The sequence below is a fragment of the Pseudomonas sp. B7(2017) genome (genome assembly GCF_002112745.1).
GTDB lineage: Bacteria > Pseudomonadota > Gammaproteobacteria > Pseudomonadales > Pseudomonadaceae > Aquipseudomonas > Aquipseudomonas ekonensis.
Window position 1 is genome coordinate 306,004 of record NZ_NEIP01000001.1, and the last position, 19,311, is coordinate 325,314.

Sequence of the window (19,311 nt, forward strand, 5' to 3'; positions counted from 1 at the left end):
CACAGACAAGGAATGTGTATGAGTATTCGCGATTGGCCGGCGGCGGAAAGGCCGCGGGAAAAGCTACTTGAGCAGGGCTCCGCGAGCCTTTCGGACGCCGAACTGCTGGCGATCTTTCTGCGCACCGGCGTGTCCGGAAAAAGCGCGGTGGATCTGGCGCGACACCTGTTGAATCAATTCGGCAGCCTGCGTTTCTTGCTGGAGGCTGACCTGAACGCCTTCAGCGGACAACTGGGGCTGGGGCCGGCGAAGTTCGCCCAGTTGCAGGCCGTGCTGGAGATGGGGCGTCGGCACTTGGCGGAACGCATGCGGCGCAAGCCGGCGCTGGAGAGCCCGCAGGTCGTGCGCGATTACCTCAAGGCCATGTTGCGCCACGAGCCGCACGAGGTGTTCGGCTGCCTGTTCCTGGACTCCAAGCACCAGGTGCTGACCTTCGAGACGCTGTTTCGCGGCTCCATCGACAACACGGCCGTGCATCCTCGGGAGATAGTGAAGCGCTCTCTGGCCAATAACGCGGCGGCGGTGATCCTGTGCCACAACCACCCGTCGGGAAACACCGACCCCAGCGAGGCGGATCGCGTGCTGACCAAGCGGCTGCAGAAGGCACTGGAGCTGATCGATGTGCGGGTGCTCGATCACTTCATCGTCGGCGAGGGCGAGCCGCTGTCGATGGCGGAGTGCGGCTGGATGTAGCTGCGCACGGAATCAGCGCAGTCCACTGTGGGAGCGAGCCTGCTCGCGATGGCAGATCGATCAACATCGATGTTGACTGACACGGCGCCATCGCGAGCAGGCTTGCTCCTACAGGGGCGGGGTTGTGTCTGCTATTTCAGGGTGACCTTGGCGTAGTCCTGCCGCCCGAACGGGCTCACCGAGTAACCCTGCACATCCTTGCGTGTGAGCGCGAAGGCGGTCGGGTGCGCCAGCGGCAGCCACAGGGCCTGTTGCTGGATCAGGGCCTGCGCCTGTTCGTAGAGCTTGCTGCGCACACCTTGCTCGCTGGTGGTCTTGCCGGCGCTGATCAAGCGGTCCAGGTCGGCGTTGCAGTACCGGGCGAAGTTGGTGCCGGACTTGACCGCCGCGCAGGAAAACTGCGGCGTGAGGAAGTTGTCCGGGTCGCCGTTGTCGCCCGCCCAGCCCATGAACAGCAGGTCGTGTTCGCCGGCCTTGGCCCGACGGATCAGCTCGCCCCATTCGATCACGCGGATTTCCGCCTGGATGCCGATCTCCGCCAGGTCCGACTGCAGCAACTGCGCGCCGAGGCTCGGGTTGGGGTTGAGCAGGCTGCCGGACGGGCGCGTCCAGATGGTGGTCTGGAAACCGTCCTTCAGGCCGGCCTTGGCCATCAGCGCCTTGGCCTTGTCCACGTCGTGGGCGTAGCCGGGCAGGTTCTTCGCGTAGCTCCAGGTGTTGGGCGGGTAGGGGCCGTTGGCGGCCTCGGCGGTGTCTTCGAACACGGCCTTGAGGTAGTTGGCCTTGTCGAAGGCGAGGTTGATCGCCTGGCGCACTTCCGGCTTGTCCAGCGGCGGATGCTGGCTGTTGATGCCGACGAAAGCGGTCATGAACGCGTCGGTCTTTTCAACTTTGAGTGTCGGCTCCTGTTTCGCCGCCTGTACGTCCAGCGGTTTGGGCGACAGGGCGATCTGGCATTCGTTGCGCCGCAGCTTCTGCAGGCGCACGTTGGCGTCCGGGGTGATGGCGAAGATCAGCGGATCCACCGCCGGCTTGCCGCCGAAGTAGTCCGGGTTGGCCTTGTAGCGAACCGAGGCGTCCTTCTGGAAGCGGGTGAACACGAACGGGCCGGTGCCCACCGGCTGGCTGTTGAGCTTGTCCGTCGCGCCGGCCTTGAGCAGCCGGTCGGCGTACTCGGCGGAGTAGATCGAGGCGAAGCCCATGCTCAGGGTCGCCAGGAAGGTCGAGTCCGGATGGTCGAGGGTGAAGCGCACGGTCAAAGGATCCAGGGCGTCGATCTTCTTGATCAGCGCCGGCAGCTGCATCGACTGGGCATGGGGGAAGCCGCTCTGGGCCACCTGGTGCCACGGGTTGGCCGGGTCGAGCATGCGGTCGAAGCTGAACTTGACGTCTTCGGCGCTCAGGTCGCGGGTCGGCTTGAAGTAGTCGGTGCTGTGGAACTTCACCTGCGCACGCAGCTTGAACACATAGGTCAGCCCGTCGGTGCTGACGTCCCAGCTTTCGGCGAGGCTCGGGACGACCTTGCCGCTGGCGGTGTCGAAGTCCACCAGACGGTTCATCAGCACGTCGGCGGAGGCGTTGGTGGTGGTCAGCGAGTTGTACTGCACCACGTCGAACCCTTCGGGGCTGGCCTCGGTGCAGACGCTCAGGGCGGCGGCCTGGGCGAGGGGGCTCAGCAGCAGCGGAGCGAGCAAAAGGGGGAGGGCAGCGAGGCGCATGGTCAGATTCCTTTACAGATCGGAGGCCCATCTGCAAGTGCAGTCTGGAAAAGGCCTACCCTAGTGGGCACGGTTGCAAATGACTATCCCTTTTTGCAATTTCAGGGCCGGGTTTGCGGGGTTTTGGCGGTGGAGGGCGGGGCCGGGGGAGCGGATCGCCGGCATCGCCGCTTTTGTGCGACGAGCGGTCGAAATCCTCGACAGCCTTAATCCAAAGCGTCCGCAGGGGCAAATTCCGGCTTTTTGCCAATTGATTGCACACCGATTGTTGTTGCTCTCGGGTCTTTCTGGTATAAAGCAGCGCTCTTTTCTAGGGGCCCGGTTCCTTCGCTTGTAGGTGTAGCCGGTAAGACCTCTAAAGAATCGCGGCGCCTGGCGCCACAATGACTAGAGATTAAGCGGCCAACCCATGCCGGGTTGGGCATGTGGTTTTAGAGGGCTGAGGCATGTCTAGAGTATGTCAAGTTACCGGTAAGGGTCCGGTAACCGGGAATAACATTTCCCACGCAAACAACAAAACCCGTCGTCGTTTCCTGCCAAACCTGCAGCATCACCGCTTCTGGGTTGAGTCCGAGAAACGTTTCGTGCGTCTGCGCGTATCTGCCAAAGGCATGCGTATCATCGACAAGCGCGGCATTGATGTCGTGCTGGCCGAACTTCGCCGCGACGGCAAGATTTAAGGGAGCTAATCATGCGTGAATTGATTCGTTTGATCTCGAGCGCCGGTACTGGTCACTTCTACACTACCGACAAGAACAAGCGTACTACCCCGGACAAAATCGAGATCAAGAAATATGATCCGGTTGTTCGCAAGCACGTGATCTACAAGGAAGGCAAAATCAAGTAATTGATTTTTCCGACCGACGAAAAAGGCCCGTATCTCACGATACGGGCCTTTTTTGTTGCCCCGGTTTTGGGTTGCCGGTCCGGGCCCCTTCGCGGGCAAGCCCACACCGTGGATCTGTGTGGTGTTCCCTGTGGAAGCCAGCCTGCTGGCGTCAGCTAAAGGGGCGCAGATCCTCAGGCCTTCTGCTCGAAGATCACATAGATCTTGCGGCACGCCTCCAGCACTTCCCAGGTGCCCCGGAAACCGGCCGGAATCACAAAGCGGTCGCCGACGCGCAGGGTTTTGGCGTTGCCGTCGCTGTCGCGCAGCACCGACACCCCTTGCAGGATCTCGCAGTACTCGTGCTCGGTGTAGTTCACCGTCCATTGCCCGACCGCGCCTTCCCACACGCCGACGTTCATTTGCCCGCAAGGGCTGTCGTACTGGTTGAACACCGCCTGCTCGGGGTCGCCCTTGAGCACCTTGGCCGGATCCGGCCGGTAGCGTTCGGCTTCGCTGGCGGTCTGGCTGATGTCGACGACGTTCTGGATGTTCATTGTTGTTGTCTCCTGTGGTGGCGACGCGATGGATTGGAAAGGGCCAAAGTCTATGTTTATTAAATTGAACACCGCAAGGTCGTATCGCGGCCTTATGTCAAATATATTGAAACAAACCCGGCCACTGGTTTAGGGTGGCGGGTGCCCTTGGCCGAAATGCAGGCTGGCCGGGCAGAATTCCTGAGGACGGCCGCGAAGAGCGCGGCGCCCGCATCCAACAAGAGGAGGACACTCGAATGACCACCCTGACTCGTGCCGACTGGGAACAACGCGCCCGCGACCTGAAGATCGAAGGCCGCGCCTACCTCAATGGCGAGTACACCGACGCCGCCTCGGGCGAGACCTTCGAGTGCATCAGCCCGGTCGATGGCCGTCTGCTGGGCAAGATCGCCAGCTGTGACGCCGCCGACGCCCAGCGCGCCGTGGAGAACGCTCGCGCCACCTTCGATTCCGGTGTCTGGTCGCGCCTGGCGCCGACCAAGCGCAAGGCCGCCATGATCCGTTTCGCCGGCCTGCTCAAGCAGCACGCCGAAGAACTGGCCCTGCTCGAGACCCTCGACATGGGCAAGCCGATCAGCGACTCGCTGTACATCGACGTTCCCGGCGCGGCGCAGGCGCTGAGCTGGAGCGGCGAGGCCATCGACAAGCTCTACGACGAAGTCGCCGCCACCCCGCACGATCAGTTGGGCCTGGTGACCCGTGAGCCGGTGGGCGTGGTCGGCGCCATCGTGCCGTGGAACTTCCCGCTGCTGATGGCTTGCTGGAAACTGGGCCCGGCCCTGTCGACCGGCAACTCGGTGATCCTCAAGCCGTCGGAGAAATCCCCGCTGACCGCCCTCCGCATCGCCGCCCTGGCGGTCGAGGCCGGCATCCCGAAAGGCGTGCTCAACGTGCTGCCGGGCTATGGCCACACCGTCGGCAAGGCCCTGGCCCTGCACAACGACGTCGACACCCTGGTGTTCACCGGTTCGACCAAGATCGCCAAGCAACTGATGATCTACGCCGGCGAATCGAACATGAAGCGCGTGTGGCTGGAGGCCGGCGGCAAGAGCCCGAACATCGTGTTCGCCGACGCGCCGGACCTGCAGGCCGCCGCCGAGTCCGCCGCCAGCGCCATCGCCTTCAACCAGGGCGAAGTGTGCACCGCCGGTTCGCGGCTGCTGGTCGAGCGTTCGATCAAGGACAAATTCCTGCCGATGGTGATCGAGGCCCTGAAGGCCTGGAAGCCGGGCAACCCGCTGGATCCGGCCACCAACGTCGGTGCGCTGGTGGATACCCAGCAGATGAACACTGTGCTGTCCTACATCGAAGCCGGCCACGCCGACGGCGCCAAGCTGGTGGTCGGCGGCAAGCGCACCCTGCAGGAGACCGGCGGCACCTACGTCGAGCCGACGATCTTCGACGGCGTGAGCAACGCGATGAAGATCGCCCAGGAAGAGATCTTCGGGCCGGTGCTGTCGGTCATCACCTTCGACACCGCCGAGGAGGCGGTGCGCATCGCCAACGACACGCCGTACGGCCTGGCGGCGGCGGTGTGGACCCAGGACATTTCCAAGGCGCACCTGACCGCCAAGGCCCTGCGGGCCGGCAGCGTGTGGGTCAACCAATACGATGGCGGCGACATGACCGCGCCGTTCGGCGGCTTCAAGCAGTCGGGCAACGGCCGCGACAAGTCGCTGCATGCGTTCGACAAATACACCGAGCTCAAGGCGACCTGGATCAAGCTGTGAACCGTTGAGGGGGCCTGCCCGTCAGGCCCCCGAAACAGCAGAGATCCCTTGTGGGAGCGGGCTTGCCCGCGATGGCGGTGTGTCAGTCGGCATTTTTGTGTCTGACCCACCGCCATCGCGGGCAAGCCCGCTCCCACATTGGTTTTGCGGTGCACATAACAATATCCACAGGAGCGTGGAACATGCGTTGGGCGACGTATTTCGCCGTGTTGGCGTCTGTCTTGAGTGTCGGCCTGGCCCTGGGTGTCAGCATGCCGCTGGTGTCGTTGCGGCTGGAGGGCTGGGGCTACGGCTCCTTCGCCATCGGCGTGATGGCGGCGATGCCGGCCATCGGCGTGCTGCTGGGGGCGAAGGTGTCCAGCCATCTGGCGGCGCGCCTGGGCACGGCGAACCTGATGCGCCTGTGCCTGTGGGGCGGGGCGCTGTCCATCGGCCTGCTGGCGCTGCTGCCCAGCTACCCGGTGTGGCTGGCGCTGCGGCTGATGATCGGCGTGATCCTGACCATCGTGTTCATCCTCGGCGAGAGCTGGATCAACCAATTGGTGGTCGAGCATTGGCGCGGGCGACTGGTGGCGCTGTACGGCAGCAGCTACGCGCTGAGCCAACTGTCCGGGCCGCTGCTGTTGGGGGCGCTGGGCACCGAGCACGATTATGGCTTTTGGGTCGGCGTGGGCTTGCTGACCGCTGCGCCCCTGCTGTTGCTCGGCCGCAGCGGGGCGCCGAGCAGCGAGGCCAGCAGCGTGACCTTCGGCGATTTGTTGGGATTTGGCCGGGAACTGCCGGCGATCGCCTGGGCCGTGTCGCTGTTCGCCGCGTTCGAGGCGATGATCCTGACGCTGCTGCCGGTGTATTGCCTGCGCCAGGGCTTCACGGCGGAAATCGCGCTGGCGATGGTCAGCACCGTGGTGGTCGGCGACGCGTTGCTGCAACTGCCGATTGGCGCGCTGGCGGACCGGCTGTCCCGGCGCACGCTGTTCACCGGCTGCGCCATGGTGCTGCTGCTGTCGAGCCTGGCGATTCCGCTGCTGATCGACACCTTGCTGATCTGGCCGCTGTGGGTGCTGTTCGGGGCCAGCGCGGGCGGTCTGTTCACGCTGTCGCTGATCTTGGTCGGCGAGCGTTACCGTGACGATGCGCTGGTGCGGGCCAACGCGCACATCGCGCAGCTGTGGGGCATCGGCTGCCTGGTGGGGCCGCTGGCGGCAGGCGCGGGCAGCCAGTGGATCAGCGGGCACGCGCTGCCGCTGCTGATGGCGGTCGGGGCGTTCGGCCTGGTGATCCTGCTGATGCGCCAGGGGGCGTTCGGCAAGTTGGCCGAGCCGGCCTGACTGATCGACCCCTGTGGCGAGGCCGCCACAGGGGCGGGCCTAAAGCATCCGCTCAAGGCCCACGGTGGTGCTGAACCAGGCATTGAACCGTCTCCACCAGCTCCCCGGTTCCTGGGTCAGGGTGTGCAGCTTGCCGTCGTCCTCGGTCACCCACACCACCTTGCCGTCCTCCAGCTTCGCTTCGTAGCTCAGCGCCGGCGCCATGCCCTGCAGCGCCAGTTCCCGCACATGGGCGGCCAGGGCCGGGCTGTCCACCAGCACGCCGACCTCGGTGTTCCACAGCACCGAGCGCGGGTCGAAGTTGAACGATCCGATGAACGCTTTCTTGCCGTCGAAGATCATCGCCTTGCTGTGCAGGCTCGAGTCCGAACCCCGGGAGGACGGCCCGTAGAACAGGCGCGGCCCGCTGCCGCCGGTGGCGCCGGGCTGGCGGCGCAGTTCGAAGAGCCTGACGCCGTGCTCCAGCAGCGCCTTGCGGTACGGCGCATAGCCGCCGTGCACCGCCGGCACGTCGGTGGCCTCCAGCGCGTTGGTCAGCAGGCTCACCGAGACGCCGGCATCGGCGCGTCCGGTCAGGTACACCAGCCCCGGCTGGCCCGGCACGAAGTAGGCGGAAATCATCATCAGTTCCTGGCTGACGCCCTTCAGTTCCGGCGCCAGTTGGGTGGTCAGCAGCAACTGCGGATCGGGCTTGTCCTTGGCCAGCACCTTGCTCGGCGCATCCCACAGCGCCTGGTTCCAGGCCCAGATCAGCTCGCGGCGCCAGATGTCCATGCGCGGATCGGTGCTGTAAGTCTTCAGTTGCCGGTACAGCGCGTGGTTCTGCTGGCGGGTGTCTTCCAGGGATTCTTCCAGGCGGGTGCGGGTGTTCTGCAGGTCCTTGGCCGTCGGCCGGCTGGAGAGGAACTCGTCGACCGGTCGGCTCAGGGCGCTGTTCCAGTACTGGTCGAAGCTGTGCCCCAACTGCTGCGCCACCGGGCCCACGCTGAGCATGTCGATGTCGGTGAAGTTCAGGTTGGGCTCGGCATCGAAATACTCGTCCCCCAGGTTGCGCCCGCCGACGATGGCGGCGGCGTTGTCCGCCAGCCACAGCTTGTTGTGCATGCGTCGGTGCTGCAGCGACAGGTTGAACAGGCGCCCCGCCGCCCGGGTGACGCCGGTGCTGCGGCCCAGGTGCAACGGGTTGAAGAGGCGGATCTGGATCTGCGGATGGGCCGCGAGCGTGGCGATGACCAGGTCGAGGCCGTCGCTGGTGGTGTCGTCCAGCAGGATCCGCACCCGCACGCCCCGGTCGGCGGCCTTGAGCAGTTCGTCCACCAGCATCCGCGTGCTGACGCCGTCGTGGACGATGTAGTACTGCAGGTCGAGGCTGCTCTGCGCGTTGCGGATCAGCTCGGCGCGTGCGGTGAAGGCTTCGGTGCTGTTGGACAGCAGCCGGAAGCCCGACTGGCCGTTGTGCGGCGCGGCCTGGGCCTGGATCGAGCGGCCGAAGGCGGACGCCGACGCCGGCAGCGCCTGGCTCGGCTCGCGGGGAGCGTCGAGGGTTGCGCAGCCGCCCAGCAGCGCGGTCAGCAACAGCAGAACGGACAGGGGCTGTCTGAAGCTCACGTGGGATCGTTCCGGATGGCGGAGGTGATGGGCATATGGACGCTGAAGGGCCGCGAAAAGTCAGTCGGTCTCGGCCAGCAGGCGGATGGCCGCTGCGCCGACCTTGCGCACCGCGTCTTCGATCTGCGGCGTCGGTTTGGCAGCGTAGTTCATCCGCAGGCAATTGCGGTACTTGCCGGAGGCGGAAAAGATACTGCCCACGGCGATCTGCACGCCTTGGTCGTGCAGGGCGCGGTTGAGCTTCAGGGTGTCGAAGCCTTCCGGCAACTCGACCCACAGCATGAAGCTGCCTTGCGGGCGGCTGGCGCGGGTGCCGGCGGGGAAGTAGCGGGTCACCCAGTCGATCATCGCGTCGCGGTTGCGCTGGTACTGGGTGCGCATCCGCCGCAGGTGCGGCTCGAAGTGGCCGGCCTTGAGGAATTCGGCGATGGCGATCTGCGGCTGCGGCGCGGTGGAGCCGGTGCTGATGTACTTCATGTGCAGCACCCGCTCCAGGTAACGGCCCGGCGCCACCCAACCGATGCGCAGGCCCGGCGCCAGGGTCTTGGAGAACGAACTGCACAGCAGCACGCGGCCGTCTTCGTCGAAGGACTTGATGGTGCGCGGGCGAGGGTAGGTGTAGGCCAGTTCCCCGTACACGTCGTCCTCGATGATCGCCACGTCGAAGCGCTGCGCCAGGTGCAGCAGGGCGCGCTTGCGTGACTCCGGCATGATGTAGCCCAGCGGGTTGTTGCAGTTGGGGGTGAGCTGGATGACCTTGATCGGCCACTGCTCCAGCGCCAGTTCCAGGGCTTCGAGGCTGATGCCGGTGAGGGGGTCGGTGGGAATCTCCAGCGCCTTCATGCCCAGGCCCTTGAGGGTTTGCATGGCGCCGTGGAAGCTCGGCGAGTCCACGGCGACGATGTCGCCCGGCTCGCAGATCGCATGGATGCTGGTGGACAGCGCTTCATGGCAGCCGGTGGTCACCACCAGGTCGCCGGCGCTCAATTGGCAGCCGGAATCGAGCATCAGCCGGGCGATCTGTTCGCGCAGTTCGAGGGTGCCGTGGATGTTGTCGTAATACAGGCCGGGCATGTCCTGGCGCCGGCTGATCCGGGCGAGGCCGCGCAGCAGCGGTTTCATGGTCGGCGAGGATACGTCGGGCATGCCGCGCCCCAGCTGCACCACGTCCTTGCGCGGCACGGCGCGGATCAGCTCCAGCACCTGGTCCCACTGCGAGATCTCCACCGGGCGCTGCACCGGCCGGCCCACCACGGGCAGATCCGGCAGCTCGCGGCTGACCGGCACGAAATAGCCGGACTTGGGCTTGGGCGTGGCCAGGCCGTTGTCCTCCAGCATCCGGTAGGCCTGCTGCACGGTGCTCAGGCTGACCCCGTGCTCGACGCTCAGGGCGCGCACCGACGGCAAACGGTCGCCCGGCCGGTAGAAGCCTTGTTCGATGCGCGTGCCGAGCAGCTCGGCGAGGTTCACATACAGGGTCATGGCACTGCCTCGTACAGGTGATCCGGTAGACCGGTACAGATGGGGCGAAAATCGACAATTCAGAGCTCAGGACGGCGAATCTGTATGGAGTTAATACAGATGCGTTGAATCTGTAATGCTTTTGCTCGCCCGCGCATCATGGAATCTCTCGCTACCCAAGTAAACAGGAGCAAAGAAAATGAACGGCTTGAGCGATGTGCGGCTGACGTTACACAGTCAGGAACTGGCGGCAGGGCAACAGGACAGCGCGCGCAATGAGGCCCTGCGCAACGCCCCGTCCGGCCTGGGCCGCTGGGGCCTGTTCTGGCACCGTCTGCACACGCGCAGGGCGTTGCTGGGGCTGACGCCGCAGCAGCTCAAGGACATCGGGCTGACCCGGGAGCAGGCGCTGGAGGAGGGGCTCAAGCCGTTCTGGCGGATCTGAGCCTCTTGCGGCCCCATCGCAAACAGGCTCGCTCCCGCGGCGAAAGGTGGGAGCGAGCCTGCTTGCGATCAGGGCAAGGCCTTCAGACCAGTTCCTTGAGCCGGTGCCACAGCATCCCCAGCGCCAGCAGCGGCGAGCGCAAATGCTTGCCGCCGGGGAAGGTGATGTGCGGCACCTGGGCGAACAGGTCGAACCCGCCGCCGTGCTGTCCGCTGATGGCTTCGGCCAGCAGCTTGCCCGCCAGGTGCGTGGCGTTCACCCCGTGGCCGGAGTAGGCCTGGGCGTAATACACGTTCGGCCGCCCCGCCAGCCGGCCTATCTGCGGCAAGCGGTTGGCGCCGATGCCGATCATCCCGCCCCACTGGAAATCGATCTTCGCGCCCGCCAGCTGCGGGAACACCTCCAGCATCTTCGGCCGCATGTAGGCGGCGATGTCCTTGGGGTCGCGCCCTGAATAATGGCAGGCACCGCCGAACAGCAGGCGCCGGTCCGCCGAGAGCCGGTAATAGTCGAGCGCCACGCGCTGGTCGCAGACCGCCATGTTCTGCGGCAGCAGCTCATGGGCCTGGGCTTCGCTCAGCGGTTCGGTGGCGATGATGTAGCTGCCGGCGGGCAGCACCTTGCCGCCCAGTTGCGGGTCGAGGCCGTTGAGGTAGGCGTTGCAGCCCAGCACCAGGGTCTTGGCGCGCACCGTGCCCTGGGCCGTGTGCACCCGCACTTCGGGGCCGTGGTCGATGCGGGTGACCGCCGAGCGCTCGAACAGCTTGACCCCCGACTGCTGCGCCGCCGCGGCTTCGCCCAGGGCCAGGTTCAGCGGGTGCAGATGCCCGGAGCCCATGTCGATCAGGCCGCCGACGTAGCGTTTGGAACCGACCACGGTGTGCATCTGGTCGGCCGGCAGCAGGCGGGTCTCGTGGCGGTAGCCGAGGCTGCGCAGTTCTTCAGCGTCTTCGGCGAAACCGTCGAGGTCGCGGGGCTTGTTGGCCAGGTCGCAATAGCCCCAGGTCAGGTCGCAGGGAATCTGGAAGCGTTCCACGCGCCGGCGGACGATCTCCACCGCCTCCAGGCCCATGAGTTTCATCTGGCGCACGCCTTCGGCGCCGATGACGTTGGCGAACTGATCCAGGCCATGGCCGACCCCGCGGATCAGTTGCCCGCCGTTGCGGCCGCTGGCGCCCCAGCCGATCCGGTTCGCCTCCAGCAACACCACGCTGAGGCCGCGTTCGGTCAGCTCCAGCGCGGTGTTGAGGCCCGTGAAGCCGCCGCCGACCACGCACACGTCCGCAGCCACCTCACCCTGCAGCACCGGATGGTCGGGCTGCGGCAGGCTGCTGGCGGCGTAGTAGGAGGCAACGTGGGGCTGGCTCGCGGTGGCGTGGGCGCGGGCATTCATGGGCGTCATCCTGAGCGGGTGTCGAGAAAATTTGACGGAGGATAAGCCGGACGCCGGAAGCCGGGCAACACCGGTCGGCCATCGCTGTCTGGATCACGGCTTTTGCGGCACAATCGCCGCCTGTTCCACGTCGGTCATCGCGTCCATGAGCTGCAACAGCCAGAAAATCCGCTCCCTGCGCCAGCAGATCCCCACGTTCGACTGCGTGCCGGGCTGCCACGACTGCTGCGGCCCGGTGACCACCTCCCCGGAGGAGATGGCGCGCCTGCCGCGCAAGACCCGCGCCGAACAGGACGCGGCCATGGAAGCCTACAACTGTGTGCACCTGGGACCCGAAGGCTGCACGGTGTATGACGAACGGCCGCTGATCTGCCGGCTGTTCGGTACGACACAGACCTTGCCTTGCCCGAACGGGCGCAGGCCTGTGGAACTGATCCATCCGCGGGTGGAGCGGCAGGTGTTCGAGTACATGGCCGAGAACCGGCAGGTGCTGGTTTGAAGCGTTCGCGCTAAATCCGCGGCGACCCCATCGCTGGCAAGCCAGCTCCCACAAGTCTAGCGGTGAGCGTAGATTCTGCGAACACCTATTGACCCTGTGGGAGTGACTTGCCAGTGATAAGGCCGGCCGGCTCAGGCTCTCTTCCCACAAGTCCAGAGGTGAGCGTAGATTCTGCGAACACCTTTTGACCCTGTGGGAGCTGGCTTGCCAGCGATGGGGCCGGATCAGGCACCGCAAATGTCAGTCGGGAATCGGCAGGCTCAGGCTCTCCTTCACCTCTTCCATCACGATGTAGCTCTTGGACTCGCGCACATGGGGCAGCTTGAGCAGGATGTCGCCCAGCAGTTTGCGGTACGAGGCCATCTCGGAAATCCGCGCCTTCACCAGATAGTCGAAATCCCCTGACACCAGGTGGCACTCCAGCACATGGGGCAGTTTCAGCACCGCGCGTCGGAACTCTTCGAAGGTGTCGCCGGATTTGTAGTCGAGGCTGATCTCGACGAACACCAGCAGGCTACCCTTCAAATGCTGAGGGTTGAGCCGGGCGTTGTAGCCCATGATGATCCCCTCGCGCTCCAGCCGCCGCACCCGCTCCGTGCACGGCGTGGTCGACAGGCCGACCTTTTCCCCAAGCTCCGTGAAGGAGATCCGCCCATCCGCCTGAAGGATCCGCAGGATGTTGCGGTCGATCTTGTCCAGCTCGCGTTTGGTCTGAGTGTTGGTACGCATAGGGGATGCGCCTCCGTGAAAAGGGTTTTTGCCGAGAATTGTCGCCAAATATAGGCGCTTATACAGTGAAAAGCACTGGCGATTCTTTCTTACACTGCGCGCATCATTGCTCTGACAACAGGTTCGCGGTCTGGCCGCGGCGAGGGATACAAAAAATGCGCGTCATGGTCTTGGGTAGCGGCGTCATCGGCACCACCAGTGCCTATTATCTGGCCCGCGCCGGGTTTGAAGTCGTGGTGGTCGACCGCCAGCCGGCGGCCGCCATGGAGACCAGCTTCGCCAACGCCGGCCAAGTGTCGCCGGGCTATGCCTCGCCGTGGGCTGCGCCGGGCGTGCCGCTCAAGGCCATCAAGTGGCTGCTGCAGCGTCACGCGCCGCTGGCCATCAAGGCCACTGCCGACATCGACCAGTACCTGTGGATGGCGCAGATGCTGCGCAACTGCACCGCCAGCCGCTACGCGGTGAACAAGGAGCGCATGGTGCGGCTGTCCGAGTACAGCCGCGACTGCCTCGACGAACTGCGCGCCGAGACCGGCATCGCCTATGAAGGCCGCAGCCTGGGCACCACTCAGCTGTTCCGCACCCAGGCCCAGTTGGACGGCGCCGCCAAGGACATCGCCGTGCTGAAGGAGTCCGGCGTGCCGTTCGAAGTCCTCGACCGCGCCGGCATCGCCCGGGTCGAGCCGGCCCTGGCCAACGTCACCGACATCCTGGCCGGCGCCCTGCGCCTGCCGAACGACCAGACCGGCGACTGCCAGATGTTCACCACCCGCCTGGCGGAAATGGCCGCCAAGCTCGGCGTCGAGTTCCGCTTCGGCCAGGACATCCAGCGCCTGGACTTCGCCGGCGACCGCATCAACGGCGTGTGGATCGACGGCAAGCTGGAGACCGCCGACCGCTACGTGCTGGCCCTGGGCAGCTACTCGCCGCAACTGCTCAAGCCGCTGGGCATCAAGGCCCCGGTGTACCCGCTCAAGGGCTACTCGCTGACCGTGCCGATCACCAACCCGGCGATGGCCCCGACGTCGACCATCCTCGACGAGACCTACAAGGTCGCGATCACCCGTTTCGACAACCGCATCCGCGTCGGCGGCATGGCCGAGATCGCCGGTTTCGACCTGTCGCTCAATCCGCGCCGGCGCGAAACCCTGGAGATGATCGTCAACGACCTTTATCCTCAGGGCGGCAACCTGGCCGAGGCGAGCTTCTGGACCGGCCTGCGTCCGACCACCCCGGACGGCACCCCGATCGTCGGCGCCACCCCGTTCAAGAACCTCTTCCTGAACACCGGCCACGGCACCCTCGGCTGGACCATGGCGTGCGGCTCCGGCCGTCTGCTGGCTGACCTTATGGCCAAGAAAAAGCCGCAGATCAGCGCCGAAGGCCTCGACATTTCCCGTTACGGCAACACCACCCAGGAGTCCGCCAAGCATGGCAATCCAGCGCCAGCTCACCAATGAGCGCATGAGTCAGATCGTCACCCACAACGGCACCGTGTACCTGGCCGGACAGGTCGGCGACGACTTCAGCGCCGGGGTCGAACAGCAGACCCGTGACGTGCTGGCCAACATCGAGCGGCTGTTGGACCTGGCCGGCACCGACAAGCACCACCTGCTGTCGGCGACGATCTACCTGAACGACATCGGTGCGCACTTCGCCGCCATGAACGCGGTCTGGGACCAGTGGCTGCCCAAGGGCGTCGCCCCGGCCCGCGCCACCGTCGAAGCGAAGATGGCCCGCCCCGATGTGCTGGTCGAGATCTCGGTGATCGCCGCACAGCCTTGATCCGACGCTGAAAAATCCCTCTCCCGGCGCTGTTGGCGGTCAACGCCAGCCGACGCCGGTTTTTCTTCCCATGACCGCCCAGAAGTCTGCCGCCATGCGTCCTGCCCGTGCCCTGATCGACCTTCAAGCCCTGCGTCACAACTACCGTATCGCCCGCGAGACCACCGGAGCCAAGGCGCTGGCGGTGATCAAGGCCGACGCCTACGGCCATGGCGCGGTGCGCTGCGCCCAAGCCCTGGAGGCCGAAGCGGACGGCTTCGCCGTGGCCTGCATCGAAGAGGCCCTGGAACTGCGCGCCGCCGGGATCCGCGCGCCGGTGCTGCTGCTCGAAGGCTTTTTCGAGGCCGACGAGCTGGCGCTGATCGTCGAGCACGACTTCTGGTGCGTGGTGCATTCGCTGTGGCAGCTCGAAGCGATCGAGCAGGCGGCGTTGAGCAAACCGGTCACCGTATGGCTCAAGCTCGACTCGGGCATGCACCGCGTGGGCCTGCATCCCAAGGATTATCAGTCGGCCTACCAGCGGCTGCTGGCCAGCGGCAAGGTGGCCAAGATCGTGCTCATGAGCCACTTCGCCCGCGCCGATGAGCTGCACGAGCAGAGCAGCGCCGATCAGGTCGCGGTGTTCGAGGCCGCCCGCAAGGGCCTGGCGGCGGAAATCAGCCTGCGCAACTCGCCGGCGGTGCTGGGCTGGCCGCAGATCCCCAGCGATTGGGTGCGCCCGGGCATCATGCTGTACGGCGCCACGCCGTTCGAAGAAGCCAACGCCGTGGCCGAGCGCCTGCAACCGGTGATGACCCTCGAATCGAAGGTCATCAGCGTGCGCGAATTGCCGGCCGGCGAGCCGGTCGGCTACGGCGCCCGGTTCATCACCGACAAGCCGATGCGCATCGGCGTGGTCGCCATGGGCTACGCCGACGGCTATCCGCGCCAGGCGCCGACCGGCACCCCGGTGCTGGTGGCCGGCCAGCGCAGCCGCATCCTGGGCCGCGTGTCGATGGACATGCTGTGCATCGACCTGACCGACGTGCCGCAGGCCGGCCTCGGTTCCACCGTGGAGCTGTGGGGCAAAAACATCCTCGCCAGCGACGTGGCCAAGTGGGCCGACACCATCCCGTACCAGATCTTCTGCAACCTGCGCCGGGTGCCGAGGCTCTATTCCGGGGATTGACGCCCCGAAGCCGTCGCCGCCGACCGCATGCCCCTCCGGGGCCCGGGCCCAAGTGTTGTAAATACTGAACGCTGTCGCCATGATAACGCTCACTATCTCTACAACCTCAGGAGGCGCGTGCCTTGGACGTCGGCGAACGGCTGCAATCGATCCGCAAGCTCAAAGGGCTTTCCCAGCGTGAACTCGCCAAGCGTGCGGGCGTCACCAACAGCACCATTTCGATGATCGAAAAGAACAGCGTCAGCCCTTCGATCAGTTCGCTGCGCAAAGTGCTGGGCGGGATTCCCATGTCCATGGTCGAGTTCTTCTCCGAAGAGATCCTGCAGGAAGTCCCGACCCAGATCGTCTACAAGGCCAACGAACTGATCGACATTTCGGACGGCGCCGTGACCATGAAGCTGGTCGGCCGCGCCCACCCGAGCCGGGCCATCGCCTTCCTCAACGAGATCTACCCGCCGGGCGCCGACACCGGCGAAGAGATGCTCACCCATGAAGGCGAGGAAACCGGGATCCTGGTGGAAGGGCGCCTGGAACTGGTGGTGGGCCTGGAAACTTTTATCCTCGAAGCGGGCGACAGCTACTACTTTGAAAGTACCAAGCCGCATCGCTTCCGCAATCCGTTCGATGCCCCGGCGCGACTAATCAGCGCAGCCACGCCGGCGAACTTCTGAACCGAGAGGCGCCAGGCCGTTGCGGCGAAGGCGTGCGAACCGTTTGACCGATGCGCGACAAAACCCCTTCAACTTTGGGGTTGTTTCAGTGTGGCGGGCTTACCGCTATACTTGCGCCCGCCTGCGAACCGTGGCCGCAGGCGTGAATAGCCACCATTGAGGGTGAACGCGTGAACCTAATTATGAAAATGCTGGCCGCACCAGCAACCGTACTGGCCCTCTGGGCTGCCAGCGCTCAAGCTGCGACCAACGACGATATCGCCAAACGCCTCGAGCCGGTCGGCCAGGTCTGCGTTCAGGGTCAGGAGTGCAAGGGGATGGAAGTCGCCGCAGCCGCAGGCGGCGGTGGCGGCGCGAAGACGCCGGACGAAGTGATCGCCAAGCACTGCAACGCTTGCCATGGCTCCGGCCTGCTGGGCGCGCCGAAGATCGGCGACACGGCGGCCTGGAAAGACCGTGCCGACCACCAGGGCGGCCTCGACGGCATCCTGGCCAAGGCCATCACCGGCATCAACTCGATGCCGCCGAAGGGCACCTGCGCCGATTGCTCCGACGCCGAGCTCAAGGGCGCGATCCAGAAGATGTCCGGCCTGAAGTAAGGCCCCGCATCCTCGAAAAAACCGTCTTCGGACGGTTTTTTTGTGCCCGCGATCCGGCTCTGAGGCTGGTCATTGCAGCAATCTGGCGGCAAGCTCGGTCGTACCTCTATTCATGGAACGGGCGGGAGGCTTCAGATGGTGCAGCTGTGTTCGATCGAACAGGCCGTGGACGATGTGCTGGCGCGGTTGCCGGTGCATATCCACATGGGCCTGCCGCTGGGGCTGGGCAAACCTAACCGCTTCGTCAATGCGCTGTACCGGCGCATCAAGGGCCTGCCGCAGCGCCGGCTGACGGTCTATACGGCCCTGTGCCTAGGCCGTCCAGCCCTGGGCGACGGTTTGCAGAAGCGCTTCCTGGAGCCCTTCGTGGAGCGGGTCTTCGGCGATTACCCGGAACTGGAGTTCCTCGCCGACCTGCGCCGCGACAGCCTGCCGGCCAACATCCGCATCGAGCAGTTCTTCATGCAGCCCGGCAGCCTGCTGCACAGCACGCAGGCACAGCAGGACTACGTCAGCAGCAACTACAGCCACGCGGCCCGCGACATCAACGCCGCCGGGCTGAACCTGGTGGCGCAGTTGCTGGCCAGCAGCAGTGAGCATCCCGACCGCCTGAGCCTGAGCTGCAACCCGGACATCACCCTCGACCTGCTGCCGATGATCGCCAAGCGCCGGGCCGCCGGGGAAACCATCCTGCTGGTGGGCCAGGTGCACACCGAGCTGCCGTACATGCCCGGCGACGCCGAGGTGGACATCGACACCTTCGACCTGCTGGTCGACGAGAAGGACAGCAGCACGCTGTTTTCCACGCCGAACATGCCGGTGGGGTTTCAGGATCATTTCATCGGCCTGCACGCCAGCGCGCTGGTGCGCGACGGCGGCACGCTGCAGATCGGCATTGGCTCGATGGGCGATGCGCTGACCGCCGCCCTGCTGGCGCGCCAGGCCGACAACGCCGGATACCGCAGCCTGTTGGCCGAGGTGAACCTCAGCCCGTGGGCGCGGCTGATCGAGGGCGAGGGCGGTCTCGAACCGTTCGCCAAGGGCCTGTACGGTTGCAGCGAAATGTTCGTCAACGGCCTGCTGGTGTTGGCGGAGGCGGGGATCATCCGGCGCAAGGTCTACCCGGATGTGCCGACCCAGGAACAGGCCAACGCCGGCACCCTCGATGAGGCCGCGCAATCCGACGGCGTTTCGGTGCACGGCGGCTTCTTTCTCGGGCCGCGCAGTTTCTACGAGCGCTTGCACGAGCTGTCGCACGGTAAGCGCCTCGAATTCGACATGACCCGCATCAGTTACATCAACGAGCTGTACGGTCAGGAAGCGCTCAAGCGCCTGCAGCGCCTCGATGCGCGGTTCATCAACACGGTGTTCACCATGACCCTGCTCGGTGCCGGTGTGGCCGACCAGTTGGAGGACGGGCGGGTGCTCAGCGGCGTCGGCGGGCAGTACAACTTCGTTGCCCAAGGCCACGCGCTGGAGGGGGCGCGGTCGATCCTGCTGCTGCGCAGCTGGCGCGAGGCCGGCGGCGAGGTCAGTTCGAACATCGTCTGGGAGTACGGCCACTGCACGATTCCGCGGCACCTGCGCGATATCGTGGTGACCGAGTACGGCATCGCCGACCTGCGCGGCAAGTCCGACGCGGCGGTGATCGAGGCCTTGCTGAACATCAGCGACTCGCGCTTTCAGCCGGAGCTGACCGAGCGGGCGCAGAAGGCCGGCAAACTGCCGAAGGATTTTCGCCTCGATCCGCGTTTCGCCGACAACACCCCGCAGCGTTTGCAGGGGATGGCCGCGCGGCATCCGAACCTGTTTCCGGAGTATCCGCTGGGGTGCGATTTCACCGAGACCGAACGGGATCTGCTGCGGGCGCTGAACTGGCTCAAGAGCAAGTTCAAGCTGAGCGAAGTCCTTGAGTTGGGGAAAGCGGCGCTGGATGCGCCGCAGGCGTCGGCGTTCCCCGCGCACCTTGAGCGGATGCGACTGACAGCCCCGGAGGGCCTCAAGGAAGACCTGTTCCAGCGCCTGCTGCTCACCGGCCTGAAGGCCACCGCGCAATGAGATCAGCAGCCAAAACAACTGCGGGAGCCAGCAGGCTGGCTCC

19 protein-coding genes are annotated in these 19,311 nt (G+C 65.4%); 13 read left to right on the plus strand and 6 right to left on the minus strand.

Going from position 1 to position 19,311, the window contains the following annotated elements; all coding sequences use genetic code 11:
- Positions 1 to 18 precede the first annotated feature (18 nt).
- The gene (gene radC, locus CAG29_RS01430) at positions 19 to 693 is read left to right on the plus strand and encodes a DNA repair protein RadC (RefSeq protein WP_085578945.1); all 675 of its coding nucleotides are present in this window, start codon (positions 19 to 21) and stop codon (positions 691 to 693) included.
- Positions 694 to 824: 131 nt separating this feature from the next.
- Here radC and CAG29_RS01435 read toward each other — a convergent pair whose 3' ends face one another.
- A complete protein-coding gene (locus CAG29_RS01435; RefSeq protein ID WP_085638556.1) occupies positions 825 to 2,411 on the minus strand; it encodes an ABC transporter substrate-binding protein in 1,587 nt (528 codons plus the stop codon).
- A 446-nt stretch (positions 2,412 to 2,857) separates the two neighbouring features.
- Between CAG29_RS01435 and rpmB the strand changes: the two genes are divergently transcribed.
- Entirely contained in the window at positions 2,858 to 3,091 is a 234-nt protein-coding gene (gene rpmB, locus CAG29_RS01440) for a 50S ribosomal protein L28 (RefSeq protein WP_085578941.1), read from the plus strand.
- An 11-nt stretch (positions 3,092 to 3,102) separates the two neighbouring features.
- On the plus strand, positions 3,103 to 3,258 hold the full coding sequence (rpmG, locus tag CAG29_RS01445; RefSeq protein ID WP_003177274.1) for a 50S ribosomal protein L33: 156 nt from the start codon (positions 3,103 to 3,105) through the stop codon (positions 3,256 to 3,258).
- A 173-nt stretch (positions 3,259 to 3,431) separates the two neighbouring features.
- On the opposite strand, the gene CAG29_RS01450 is transcribed toward rpmG, so the two are convergent.
- Positions 3,432 to 3,794: a cupin domain-containing protein gene (locus CAG29_RS01450; protein WP_085578939.1), complete on the minus strand. Its 363-nt coding sequence runs from the start codon at positions 3,792 to 3,794 to the stop codon at positions 3,432 to 3,434.
- Positions 3,795 to 4,030: 236 nt separating this feature from the next.
- Between CAG29_RS01450 and CAG29_RS01455 the strand changes: the two genes are divergently transcribed.
- Positions 4,031 to 5,524, plus strand: coding sequence for an aldehyde dehydrogenase (locus tag CAG29_RS01455; protein ID WP_085578937.1), 1,494 nt, complete (start codon positions 4,031 to 4,033; stop codon positions 5,522 to 5,524).
- Between the two features lie 182 nt (positions 5,525 to 5,706).
- On the plus strand, positions 5,707 to 6,852 hold the full coding sequence (locus CAG29_RS01460; RefSeq protein ID WP_085693785.1) for an MFS transporter: 1,146 nt from the start codon (positions 5,707 to 5,709) through the stop codon (positions 6,850 to 6,852).
- A 39-nt stretch (positions 6,853 to 6,891) separates the two neighbouring features.
- Here the strand turns inward: CAG29_RS01460 and CAG29_RS01465 are convergent, their stop codons facing one another.
- Positions 6,892 to 8,460, minus strand: coding sequence for a phospholipase D family protein (locus tag CAG29_RS01465; RefSeq protein WP_085693786.1), 1,569 nt, complete (start codon positions 8,458 to 8,460; stop codon positions 6,892 to 6,894).
- A 60-nt stretch (positions 8,461 to 8,520) separates the two neighbouring features.
- Positions 8,521 to 9,942, minus strand: coding sequence for a PLP-dependent aminotransferase family protein (locus tag CAG29_RS01470; RefSeq protein ID WP_085578931.1), 1,422 nt, complete (start codon positions 9,940 to 9,942; stop codon positions 8,521 to 8,523).
- A 178-nt stretch (positions 9,943 to 10,120) separates the two neighbouring features.
- On the opposite strand from CAG29_RS01470, the gene CAG29_RS01475 reads away from it, so the two are divergent.
- On the plus strand, positions 10,121 to 10,366 hold the full coding sequence (locus CAG29_RS01475; protein ID WP_085578929.1) for a DUF1127 domain-containing protein: 246 nt from the start codon (positions 10,121 to 10,123) through the stop codon (positions 10,364 to 10,366).
- Positions 10,367 to 10,448: 82 nt separating this feature from the next.
- Here CAG29_RS01475 and CAG29_RS01480 read toward each other — a convergent pair whose 3' ends face one another.
- On the minus strand, positions 10,449 to 11,759 hold the full coding sequence (locus CAG29_RS01480) for an FAD-binding oxidoreductase (RefSeq protein WP_085693787.1): 1,311 nt from the start codon (positions 11,757 to 11,759) through the stop codon (positions 10,449 to 10,451).
- Between the two features lie 145 nt (positions 11,760 to 11,904).
- Between CAG29_RS01480 and CAG29_RS01485 the strand changes: the two genes are divergently transcribed.
- Positions 11,905 to 12,258, plus strand: a complete 354-nt coding sequence (locus CAG29_RS01485) for a YkgJ family cysteine cluster protein (protein WP_085630191.1) — start codon at positions 11,905 to 11,907, stop codon at positions 12,256 to 12,258.
- Positions 12,259 to 12,498: 240 nt separating this feature from the next.
- Here CAG29_RS01485 and CAG29_RS01490 read toward each other — a convergent pair whose 3' ends face one another.
- A complete protein-coding gene (locus tag CAG29_RS01490; RefSeq protein WP_003177284.1) occupies positions 12,499 to 12,987 on the minus strand; it encodes an Lrp/AsnC ligand binding domain-containing protein in 489 nt (162 codons plus the stop codon).
- A 155-nt stretch (positions 12,988 to 13,142) separates the two neighbouring features.
- Here CAG29_RS01490 and dadA point away from each other — a divergent pair, with 155 nt between their 5' ends.
- The 6 genes from dadA to CAG29_RS01520 all read left to right on the plus strand — a co-directional run bounded on the left by dadA (position 13,143) and on the right by CAG29_RS01520 (position 19,268).
- Positions 13,143 to 14,447, plus strand: a complete 1,305-nt coding sequence (gene dadA, locus CAG29_RS01495; protein ID WP_085578923.1) for a D-amino acid dehydrogenase — start codon at positions 13,143 to 13,145, stop codon at positions 14,445 to 14,447.
- Entirely contained in the window at positions 14,419 to 14,772 is a 354-nt protein-coding gene (locus CAG29_RS01500) for a RidA family protein (RefSeq protein ID WP_085578920.1), read from the plus strand. The genes dadA and CAG29_RS01500 overlap by 29 nt, the downstream gene beginning before the upstream one ends.
- 94 nt (positions 14,773 to 14,866) lie before the next feature.
- On the plus strand, positions 14,867 to 15,940 hold the full coding sequence (gene alr / locus CAG29_RS01505) for an alanine racemase (protein ID WP_085579509.1): 1,074 nt from the start codon (positions 14,867 to 14,869) through the stop codon (positions 15,938 to 15,940).
- 122 nt (positions 15,941 to 16,062) lie between these two features.
- A complete protein-coding gene (locus CAG29_RS01510; RefSeq protein WP_007920393.1) occupies positions 16,063 to 16,611 on the plus strand; it encodes a cupin domain-containing protein in 549 nt (182 codons plus the stop codon).
- Between the two features lie 182 nt (positions 16,612 to 16,793).
- Complete coding sequence (locus CAG29_RS01515) at positions 16,794 to 17,210, plus strand: cytochrome c5 family protein (protein ID WP_085578918.1); 417 nt, start codon at positions 16,794 to 16,796, stop codon at positions 17,208 to 17,210.
- 135 nt (positions 17,211 to 17,345) lie between these two features.
- Positions 17,346 to 19,268 (plus strand): acetyl-CoA hydrolase/transferase C-terminal domain-containing protein, encoded by a 1,923-nt coding sequence (locus CAG29_RS01520; protein ID WP_085638547.1) that lies wholly within the window; start codon positions 17,346 to 17,348, stop codon positions 19,266 to 19,268.
- Positions 19,269 to 19,311: the final 43 nt, after the last annotated feature.